Source organism: Nesterenkonia alkaliphila (assembly GCF_009758175.1).
GTDB classification, from domain to species: Bacteria; Actinomycetota; Actinomycetes; order Actinomycetales; family Micrococcaceae; genus Nesterenkonia; species Nesterenkonia alkaliphila.
On record NZ_WRPM01000043.1, the window covers coordinates 1 to 10,333 of the forward strand.

At 61.7% G+C, this 10,333-nt stretch carries 7 protein-coding genes and 2 pseudogenes; 5 read left to right on the forward strand and 4 right to left on the reverse strand.

Annotated elements, in window-relative coordinates; translation table 11 throughout:
* Positions 1–217 precede the first annotated feature (217 nt).
* The 5 genes from GNZ21_RS06160 (at position 218) to GNZ21_RS06180 (ending at position 3,717) form a co-directional block, all read left to right on the forward strand.
* Positions 218–1,603 carry an MBL fold metallo-hydrolase gene (locus GNZ21_RS06160; protein WP_157322441.1) on the forward strand — a complete coding sequence of 462 codons (1,386 nt, stop codon included), beginning with the start codon at positions 218–220 and terminating at the stop codon, positions 1,601–1,603.
* Positions 1,604–1,632: 29 nt separating this feature from the next.
* Complete coding sequence (locus GNZ21_RS06165; RefSeq protein WP_157322429.1) at positions 1,633–2,214, forward strand: rhodanese-like domain-containing protein; 582 nt, start codon at positions 1,633–1,635, stop codon at positions 2,212–2,214.
* Between the two features lie 7 nt (positions 2,215–2,221).
* Positions 2,222–2,986, forward strand: a complete 765-nt coding sequence (locus GNZ21_RS06170; protein ID WP_157322431.1) for a sulfite exporter TauE/SafE family protein — start codon at positions 2,222–2,224, stop codon at positions 2,984–2,986.
* 17 nt (positions 2,987–3,003) lie between these two features.
* The gene (locus GNZ21_RS06175; protein WP_157322433.1) at positions 3,004–3,363 is read left to right on the forward strand and encodes a thioredoxin family protein; all 360 of its coding nucleotides are present in this window, start codon (positions 3,004–3,006) and stop codon (positions 3,361–3,363) included.
* Positions 3,364–3,438: 75 nt separating this feature from the next.
* Positions 3,439–3,717, forward strand: a complete 279-nt coding sequence (locus GNZ21_RS06180; protein ID WP_157322435.1) for a metal-sensitive transcriptional regulator — start codon at positions 3,439–3,441, stop codon at positions 3,715–3,717.
* Positions 3,718–3,904: 187 nt separating this feature from the next.
* On the opposite strand, the pseudogene GNZ21_RS06185 reads toward GNZ21_RS06180, so the two are convergent.
* From GNZ21_RS06185 to GNZ21_RS06200, 4 genes and pseudogenes are all read right to left on the reverse strand, one after another.
* A pseudogene (locus GNZ21_RS06185) lies at positions 3,905–4,294 on the reverse strand (transposase); the annotation flags it as partial.
* Between the two features lie 104 nt (positions 4,295–4,398).
* Positions 4,399–5,835: a group II intron reverse transcriptase/maturase gene (ltrA, locus tag GNZ21_RS06190; RefSeq protein ID WP_229659625.1), complete on the reverse strand. Its 1,437-nt coding sequence runs from the start codon at positions 5,833–5,835 to the stop codon at positions 4,399–4,401.
* Positions 5,836–6,420: 585 nt separating this feature from the next.
* A complete protein-coding gene (locus GNZ21_RS06195; RefSeq protein WP_157322439.1) occupies positions 6,421–7,485 on the reverse strand; it encodes an IS1380 family transposase in 1,065 nt (354 codons plus the stop codon).
* A 397-nt stretch (positions 7,486–7,882) separates the two neighbouring features.
* A pseudogene (locus GNZ21_RS06200) lies at positions 7,883–9,017 on the reverse strand (IS3 family transposase).
* Positions 9,018–10,333 lie beyond the last annotated feature (1,316 nt).

A 10,333-nucleotide genomic window follows, 5' to 3' on the forward strand; every position in this document is an offset into this window, starting at 1 on the left:
TCAGAAGAACGATGCTCCCTTTACGTCCACAGCCTGTAACTTCTGCGGCGATAATGCCCGCTCGTCCTCGATCTGCAAGAGGCGTGGTCGGTCAGGTGGGTAGTGCACCGACCGAATCCTCGGGGATGAAGAAACCTTCCTTGCATACCCCGGGGGTATATGGCAGGATGCTCTATATACCCCCCGGGGTATACAGGAGCTATTCATGGGAGGCGCAATGCTGTTGGAACGTATCTATGACGAAGACCTGGCACAAGCCAGCTACTTGATCGGCTGTCAGGCTGAGAATGAGGCGGTGGTGGTCGACCCACGCCGTGACATCGCTGAGTATTTGGAACTTGCTCGACGCCACGAGATGAAGATCGTGGCCGTCACCGAGACCCATATCCATGCCGACTATCTCTCGGGAAGTCGAGAGCTGGCTTCGGCGACGGGCGCTGAGCTCTATGTCTCCGGCGAAGGCGACGATGATTGGCAATACGGATTCGACGCCCACCGCCTCTATGACGGCGATGCGATCACTATTGGAAACATCACTGTCAGGGCTCGGCATACCCCTGGCCATACCCCGGAACACCTGATCTTCGAGATCACTGATGGTGCGTTCAGCGATCAGCCGGGATACATCCTCTCGGGCGACTTCGTTTTCGCCGGGGAGCTCGGGCGGCCGGATCTGCTGGATGAGGCTGCCGGCGGTGTCGATACTCGATATGCGGGAGCGAAGCAGCTCTTCAACAGCCTGAAGAACGTTTTTGCTGGGATGGAAGACCACGTATTGGTCTACCCCGGTCATGGTGCCGGTAGCGCCTGCGGGAAATCGCTGGGTGCTCTGCCGGCCACGACAGTGGGCTATGAGCGTGCCAATGCCTGGTGGGCACCTTATCTTGACAACGATGACGAGGCGGGATTCGTCCAGCAGCTGTTGGAGGGCCAGCCGGATGCTCACGCCTATTTCGGGCGGATGAAGCGGCAGAACAAGACCGGCCCTGCGATTCTGGGCCAGCTATCAGACCTCGAGGAACTTCCGACCCATCATGTTGCGGCCGGGGTCGAGACCGATGAGCTCATAGTGGTCGATACCCGCCCCCACCAGCAGGTGCATACCGGCACTGCGCTTGGGGCTCTGAATATCCCCAGTGATAAGCCTGCCAACTTTGCCGCCTGGGCCTATGACCCAGAACGGGAGAGCCGGCCTTTAGTGCTGCTGGCCGCCGACCAGGATGAGGCGCACCGACTGCGGGCCCACCTGATCCGAGTCGGGATTGATCACCATGCCGGTTACATCAGCAGCCTCGAGGGCCTCCCGAGGTTCACCCCTGCAACCCTCACCCCGGAGGAACTCACCGTCGCCGAGGCGGATGTGCTGCTCGATGTTCGCAACGCCGCCGAATACGCAAGCGGCCATATCCCCAAGGCGCAAAACCTCAGCGCCGGCAAGGTCCTCTGGCACCTGGACGAGCTGCCGAAGGACGCCACGATCATCTCTTACTGCCAATCCGGGAAGCGCAACTCCGTCGCGGCCAGCGCCCTTCGTCGAGAGGGCTACCGGGTCCTCGAGTTGGAGGGCAGCTACAACGCTTGGCTTGAGCATGAGGCCCGCTGAGCTCACACCCCACTGACGAAAGGCTACCTATGACTGTCACATATTATGCTCCTGAGGATCTGCTTCAGGGCGACCCCTCTGCACCTCAAGTACTCATCGATGTCCGCACACCTGCAGAATTCGAAGCTGCTCATATCAAGGGCTCACGAAACCTTCCGCTGGACCTGCTGCAGAAGAACCCCTCTGCAGTGGCCTCCTCGCTGCCTGGCGAGGTCATGCTGCTGTGTCAATCCGGTGCACGCAGCCACCAGGCCGCACAGGCCCTGTCCCAAGCGGGGGCTGACCGTCTCCACATGCTCAACGGCGGCATCAATGCCTATGTGCAGGCAGGCGGAGAGCTGCTGCGGGGAACCCCACGGTGGGAGATGGAGCGGCAGGTCCGCATGGGGGCCGGGGTCCTGGTGACTACGGGCATCCTCGCCAGCCACTTCGTCAGCCCGAAGTTGAAGTGGCTCTCCTTCGGCGTCGGCTCCGGGCTGATCTTCGCCGCCGCAACTAACACCTGCGGAATGTCCTACGCGCTGAGCCGGATGCCCTGGAACAGAACCGCAGCAGACCCCACCCTGGAGTCCGCGCTTCGGGATATTCCTGACATCACCGGCACACTCTGAGATCCCCATGGAATCTCTGAGTCTGCTCGTCCTCGCCCTGGCGGCACTGATCGGTGTCTCGTTGGGCCTGCTGGGCGGTGGCGGCTCCATCCTGGCGGTCCCGCTATTGGTCTATGTGGCCGGGATGGAGCCGAGGGAAGCAGTAGCGGGCTCGCTGTTCGTAGTCGCTGTCACCTCAACGGTGAGCCTGATCAGCCATGCACGCCGCGGCAACGTTCGCTGGAGGATCGGTGCGCTGTTCGGCGCCGCCAGCATGTTCGGCGCCTTCGCCGGCGGGCTGATCGGCGGCCGGATCCCCGGAACGGTACTGATGATCGCTTTCGCTCTGATGATGCTGGTCACCGCAGCGGCCATGCTACGCCGCCGGAAGGCGGTCCCTACATCCTCTCCGGGTGGGAAGAAGCCCTCCCTGAGCAGGAGGCGCGTCCTCGCCGACGGGCTAATCGTCGGCCTGGTGACGGGCATGGTGGGCGCCGGAGGCGGTTTCCTTGTGGTTCCCGCCTTAGCACTGCTCGCTGGCCTGCCCATGTCCGCAGCAGTGGGCACCTCCCTGCTGGTGATCACCATGAAATCAGTGGCCGGCCTAGGGGGCTACCTGACTGTTATCAGCCTGGATTGGCAGCTCATCCTACTGGTCACCGGAGCAGCCGTCGCAGGCGCATTGCTGGGGTCACAGTTGACCGATCGCATTCCAGAGGATGGCCTGCGCAAGGCCTTCGGAATCTTCGTCCTGATCATGGGCGGGCTTGTACTCACTCTAGAACTCACCTAAACAGAAGGAACTTCATCATGACGACTGTCCATGCCCTGAACCAGCACACCTTCACCAGCAGCATCCAGCAGGACGGCATCGTCCTGGTGGACTTTTGGGCCGACTGGTGCGGGCCGTGCCGCGCCTTCGCCCCGGTCTTCGAAGGTGCCGCCGCCGAATATCCAGAGATCACATTCACCTCAGTGGACACCGAGGCCGAACCAGCCCTGGCCTCCGCTGCGAAGATCACCTCAATACCTACCCTGATGGCGTTCCGCGACGGCGTGTTGGTGTACTCACGGCCCGGCGCTCTGGCCCCGGCTGGTCTCCACGAACTTATCGAGTCCATCAAAGCCCTCGATATGAACGAAGTCCGGACCCAGCTCGCTTCCGGCTGACCCCGTCCCGCAGAATCATGGGACGATCATTCGTCGTATCCTCATTCTCTGATCCAAGGCACCGGAAGGACCCACATGCGTAACGCAGACCCCGAGACCCAGCGCAAGATCATCAACAGGCTCAAACGTGCCCGAGGTCAGCTGGACTCGGTCATCAATTCGGTGGAGAACAACGGCTCATGCCGCGAGGTCGTCACCCAGTTGGCCGCAGTATCCACGGCCCTTGATCGTGCTGGCTTCATGATCGTCTCCGGTGCCATGCAGTACTGCATCACAGACCCGGAATCGGCGGCCGAAGAAGAGGACGGCCTCACCGTGGAGGAACTCGAAAAACTCTTCCTGACTCTTTCATGAAGCAATCCGGCCCAACCCTAAACCTCGATCCACCGAGGTGGGTTCTGAAATGTTGCTGAAGTCCTGAACTGTGGCAGCAGGGAAGGTGGGCAGGCGGGGGTGTCCCGGCCATGCTCCGGTCTGTTCCACTGTTGCTGTCCCCGGGTCTCCTTTTGCGCTGGCCTGGTGTCCTTCGGGGGCTGGATGATCAGGTGCTCGCCGCTGCTGGTGGTGGGCCCAGGGCCGCAGCCCAGAGCTTGTCGAAAGCTTTCGCCCATTTCCATTCGGTGGGCAGGTGCAGGATCAGCCGCCGGGCACGGTGAGCGATCCGGGCGGGGGTGCTGATGATCCTGCTCCGCAGCGTCAGCGCCCGGGCCCTGGCCATGGTTCCGCCGATGACAGCGGCGGTGGCGCGGATGAGGTTGTGAGCGATCACCGCAGCAACCAGCCAGGCCGCGTTGGCCTGGAACTTCCCTGAGGGCATATGGGCCAGGGGCCCTGCTTTGAGTTCGGCATTGACCTGCTCGATCACCGCATGGCCCCGGTGGACCCGGTCAGCCGCGGCAGTATCGAGGGTCTGGTCACTGATGGTGGTGAAGGGTCGACCAGCGGCGCCCTGTCCCCGTTGCCGGGGGTGGGTTTCCGCTGGCCGCCCACCGAACCGGACGTGCCCATTCCTGAGCATCCGGCTCTCCATTTGATTCATGCCGTTGCGGTGTCGGTCCAGGGTGTCGGAATACGACTTCCGCGATACCGGTACCGGGTAATCAGGATCGCGCGGGGACGGAATAGCTCGATCCCGTCGGCGCGGATCTCCCACCCGGGAAGGTAGCGGCGTTTCACGGTGCGCGCGCTGAGCTTGGGGTGTCGTTTCCGCAACCATCCGTAGATCCGCCAGAACATGTAGTGATCGACGTATCCGAAGGTGCGGTTGGAGACCCCGTGCTGGAAGTACGTGCACCAGCCCCGGAGTACCGGGTTGACCCGGCGGATCAACTCGGCCAGAGTCAGATGCGCTGTCCGGCGGGTCAGACCACGGAGTTTAGTGATGATCGAAGCAAGTGATTTCTTCGACGCATACGTGTAAACCCGAGTCTGTCCCTGGGTTCCCTTCTTTTGGTGGCGCTGAATGTGCCATCCGAGGAAATCGAACCCCTCGTCAATGTGGGTGAGTTTCGTCTTCTCCGCTGACAGGCGAAGCCCTATCGGAGCCAAGACCGTGGCGACTTCCTCCCAGAGGGATTCCGCGTGGGCACGGGAGCCTTTGACGAGTACGACGAAATCGTCCGCGTAGCGGATCAACTTCATCGTCGCGCCGCCTTTGCGACGGTGCTGTTGTCGTTGGCTGTTGGTGCCCAGCGCCTCCCACTTATTTTGGAAGTGCCAGTCCAGCCCGGAGAGGGCGATGTTCGCCAGCAGCGGTGAGAGTATCCCGCCCTGCGGGGTGCCGGTGACGGTGTCCCTGTGCACGCCGTCCTCGGAGAGGACACCGGCTTTCAGGAACGCGCGGATTAACCCCAGCACGCGCTTGTCCGAGACACGTTCACGAACCCGGCCCATCAGGGCAGTGTGATCGATCTCATCGAAGCACGCGGTGATGTCCGCCTCGAACACCCACTCATAGCTGAGGGATGCAGAAGCGAAATGGTGTATCTCCTCGATCGCGTCCTGCGCTCTGCGGCGCGGCCGGAACCCATACGAGGACGGATAGAAACCCGCCTCGAAGATCGGTTCCAGCACCAGCTTCAACGCGGCTTGCACGATCCGATCCGTCATCGTCGGAATCCCTAAGCGGCGGACCTTGCCGTTCGCTTTCGGGATCGACTTCTCACGAACCATCACGGGCTCGAGCTGTCCGGTCTTCACCATTCGGCGAATCCCGGCCAGCACGACGGGCACCTGATCCGAGGGTACCCGGCGAGGAATCTCGCCATCGACCCCGGGAGTGTGCCCGCCCTTGTTGCCCCGCACTCGTTCCCACGCTGCCATCAGGAACGCGGGATCGTAAACGAGATTGAACAGGTCATCGAAACGACGACCAGGATCGGCCGCCGCCCAACGGTGCAGTTTCGTCTGCATTACAAGTACCCGGTGCCATGCCTCCTGGAAGTCGGCGGGCCACGGAACGCTCGTATTCACGGGCGTAACTCCTTCCTACGCATCAGAACGCTGCGAATCAAACTGGGTCCCTTTGCCATGTGGACGGCTTTCCCGCCCTCGGACTACTACGGACCCTCCGCCCCCTCCCGCCGGCATCAGCGGTCGGCGCGCCTTCCCGTACGATGCGTGACCGGATGTCACGGCGTGCGGGACCGACGAGAGGGTTCCCACGTTCACTGTCTGATCGGTCGACGGGATCGGCACCCAGCTATGCTCCAGCACCCTCGCCATGACTACGCCGCGGGCATTCATCATGGCCTCCGGCACCGACATCTTCAGCCGGTGCCCGAGTTCCCCGCCCGGACATTCGAGTGGGGACGCGGTGCAAGCCAACCCTGATCCGCCAGGTTCGAGTTGGTACCACGCTTGAGGAGCGTTACGACACTGGTTCCTCACGTATGCCTTTCCGTCTTGCTAACCGGACCCGTACCATCTGGCAGTACTGGCACGTCCCGGCGTTGTCAGGGCTGCTCCCACCCTCACCCCCGCCACGGGGATCAGGCTGCCCTCAGCTTCCCTAGTCCGCCGCGACGAACCAGGGGGGCGATCTCACATCACCCCCGATCAACACAGCGCCTCGTGGCGCACGAAGAATCCGTGGTGCCGGTAGGTGTCGAAGATGGTGTCCTGGCCCGCGGCCAGCTTCGCGGCGTTCTTCTCAGGCACCCGGCGCACGATCAGTCGTCCGGTGACCTGCTGGTCTTCACTTTTCGAGGTGAAGGCGGTGAAGGGAACCTCAGCGACCTCAGCCTCAGAGACCCAGGTGCCGGTGGTCTCATCGAAGATCGCGTTGTTGTACTCGATCCTCTCCCAGGCCTCATCGTCGATCTCGGCGATGGTCTTCTTGATCCGCTGATCCAACCTGACCGTCACCGACAGTGCCGCCCCAGCACGGGCCGCCGCACCAGCGATCTTGGAGTTGTAGTAGGCCGAGTCAGCACGGGCCACCACAGCAGCGTCCTGGCCAGGGATCTTCTTCAACGCCCCCAGAGCATCGGCGAGAACCTTATCGGCACCCCGGGCCGAATGCGCTGCTCCTTTGCGCAGCTGCTGGCCGATGATCACAGGCGAGGACTCAGAAGTACATGCGGTGACCAGCAGCCCGTTCAGCCCCCGGGTGCTGTTGTAGCCATAGCCGGCGCCCTGCTTCTTCGCGGAGAAGACCTCGATGACAGTGTCATCAATATCAACGAACACCGTCCCTGCCCCGTCCCCGGCGGCCGGTACTGGCAGCAGCGGGGCTCGCCCGCCTAGGCCGACGAGGAACCCCGAGGAGACTGATCCGAGCTGTTTGACATGCCCGTGGATGTACTCCCGCAGATGAGAACCCAGAGTCGAGGGCGCATACACCCGGTCAAACACTGAGCCCATCCCGCCGTGACGGAGGAGATCCATGTCATCAATGCTGTCGGCACCGGCAACCATGCCCGCGACCAGGCTGCTGATCTTCGCCCCAGCGTTGGCGCCTTTATCGGCCCCGGTGTTCCGCACGCTGATCTTCTCCTCGGCCAGATCAGCCAGCCCAGCATCCTGGGCCAGGGCCATCACTGGAGCCAACCCGGCCGCCGACACGAGATTGGGCTCATCGAAGGTATAGGAGACCGCGGAGCGGGCGTGGTTGAATAGCACCTGAGAGGTGCCCCTTTCTGAGTGGGACATGGTGACGTGAGACATCACTATTTTCCCAGGTCAGAGGGGCATTTCCTCTATCAACCCACCCTCCCCAGCCACTGCGGATCGGTGGATCGAGGTTTAGTGAGACACCCGACGGAGACCCTCAGTCACCTCACTGTCAAGTCTCCGACCAAGAAAATCATCGGTTTCCAGCCACCCGGTGGTAACGTTCCTGCGCACCAGGTAGTAATGCAGACACTGTAAAAACTTGTCCCCGAGCCTCATGCTCCCCTGAAGCGTCCATGAAGACGAAGCCTCCCGTGCCCTGAGCTAGTAGTTGGCTCCCCCGCTGCGGCACTTGTCTTAATAGGCCGAATGCGAGCATGGAGTGCCCCGGTGTTAAGTCCAGTTCTTATGTGAGCTGCGGAGGTTGAGCTTCGGTTCTGTGGGCGCACTGCTGGGCGTAGATTGCTGGGGGCTGGTAGCCCAGTGCTGAGTGTTCCCTGTGGTGATTGTAGTCGTGCTTCCAGTCGGTGATGATCACTCTGGCGTGGAGCAGGGAGTAGAAGCTGTTGATGTTCAAGCACTCGTCGCGGATTCTGCTGTTGAAAGACTCTACGTAGCCGTTGCGCCAGGGGGCGGGATGTAGTGGATCCCTATCTTCTCACCGGCCCAGTTAGCCATGGCCTGGCTGATCAGCTCTGGCCCGTTGTCACAGCGCAGCACCGCCGGGACGCCGCGTTGAGCGACCAGGGCCTCCAGGTGGGTGGTCAGCGCATCGCCGGTGATGGAACGCTGGACTAGTCCGCCGAGGCATTCTCGGGTGTGCTCATCAACGATGGAGGCGATCTTGATAGCCCTGCCTTGTTCATCGGCGTCGAATTGGAACCCCACTGCCCACCCCATGTTCGCAGCCGTGGCCGCTGGGGCATCAACGGTGGAGACGCCGCGGCGCTTGCGCCGCCGGCGCACCGGGACCCGGAGTCCTTCTTCGCGCCAGAGCCGTTGGATCTTCTTATGGTTGACCACCCAGCCATGGGCCTTGGCCCGGTGGTAGGCCCTCCGATACCCGCGCCGGGGGTGCTGTTTCGCGTAGTCGCGCAGCCACTGGCGCAGATCAGCATCAGGATCTGCATCCCTCTGGGCTTGTAGGGGGCGCCGGTAGGCAGACCGGGAAAACCCGGCCAGACGGGTTGCTGCCCGCTCACTGATTTGGAATTTCGTGATCAGGTGGCGGACAGCTTCACGGCGTCTGGGCGGGCTTAGAAGTTTCCCTCTGCGAGCTCTTTCAGCGCTGCTTTCTCCAGCTCAGCCTCGGCCAGCAGCTTCTTCAGCCGGTCGTTTTGCTTCTCGAGTTCTTTGAGCCGTTTGGCGTCTTCTGCTTTGAGCCCGCCGTACTGGTTCTTCCACCGGTAGTACGTAGCCTCGGTGACCCCCAGTTCACGGGCTACTGCGGCCATGTCATGGCCTTGGGCCAACATCTGCTCGGCAACCTGGAGCTTACGGATGATCTGCTCCGGGGCATGCCTTCTTCTCTTATTCGTCATGATCACACCAGTCTTCCCGCCCACTACCAATGGGCGCTGGTGCAACTCACATAACTACTGGACCGAATTCACGGGGTCACTCCAAGCACTCCAGTGGTAAATGCCCATCAGGGTCACGACCATCCTGGACTCATCAAACCGAATATGCGGAACCTGGGGAGCTGGGGGATAAAGTGAAATGTGTGAAGCCCACGTCCAAGATGCTCGATGCTCGTCCCTTAGGTGCGCGCGGCTCCAGACGCGCCATCTCATCAGCAGAGGCATCGGCTGAGCTTTCGCCCACTGCGTCTGCTGTTCTAGCCGCACTGCCTTCGTGGTGGTCCGCCCGAGCTGCGAGTACTGGCCTAAGCGGTAGGTGGCTCGATGTCACCGAGGCGGTCAACACCGAACCGCCTTTCTCCATGTCCGACCTCCCCCAGCTGGAGGAAGAGTGGGGCGCTCTATCCGGTGAAGAGGTGGGCCAGTCTTATGTGGAGGCTCTCAGTGCTGCCACACGATCCCGTCACGGGAGGCATTACACGCCGACGGAGCTTTCTTCTCACCTGTGGAGCCAGATACGTTCAGCACTAGACATGAAAGGGGTTAACCAGAGTCAAGCTGGTTAAAAGGAAGACACGCTTCCAGGTACTCTGACGCGTACCGCCCATATGGTCCACCGTGCGCGACTCGCCAGTCCGATCGTCCAGGCTGCTCCTCGAACCGACGAAAATTCAGACCGGCGTCCTACCCCCGCGAATGTTCGGGGTTCGTATCTCTTATTGCGCCGGGATGCGCGTCACCGGCTGCCAGGACAGCTGAGATCATGGAGAGGAGAGCAAGGTAAGATCCTCGTAACCACTTGGGGTGCACTTTCCGTGGGGCGACGAGGCTCCCGAGATGACAATTACACCCCGTGGTGTCGAGGTTCAGTGGGTGCAAGGAGAGGCAACAAGTGTCAAACCGCCTACAGTGACGCCCGGATCCGTCCAAAGAACTCAAACAGGCGCCGCGGCCACGCAAACCGCATAGGCCTCCCTCGAACTAAGGAGCGACCTCTGTCGTGCCCTTTGGTCCGTGGCGGATCGGAGCCACATCCAAGCCTTGAACCCCGTCCACGGTCCACAATTTCACCGCAGACAGTTGCTGCCTGACCTGAGAATGCTGAGCTAGGTTCGCGAAGGAGACAAGCACATGGGCGGTCCCTCCTTGCGAAAACATCCCAAAGCCGGCAAATCGCAACGGAAGTGGCAGAGTCAGTCCGTATTCGTCCAGGTCTAGTGTCGTGCGTCAGTAATTCGTTGGATTAGTTGTAGAATGGGGTATGCCACGAACTGGAC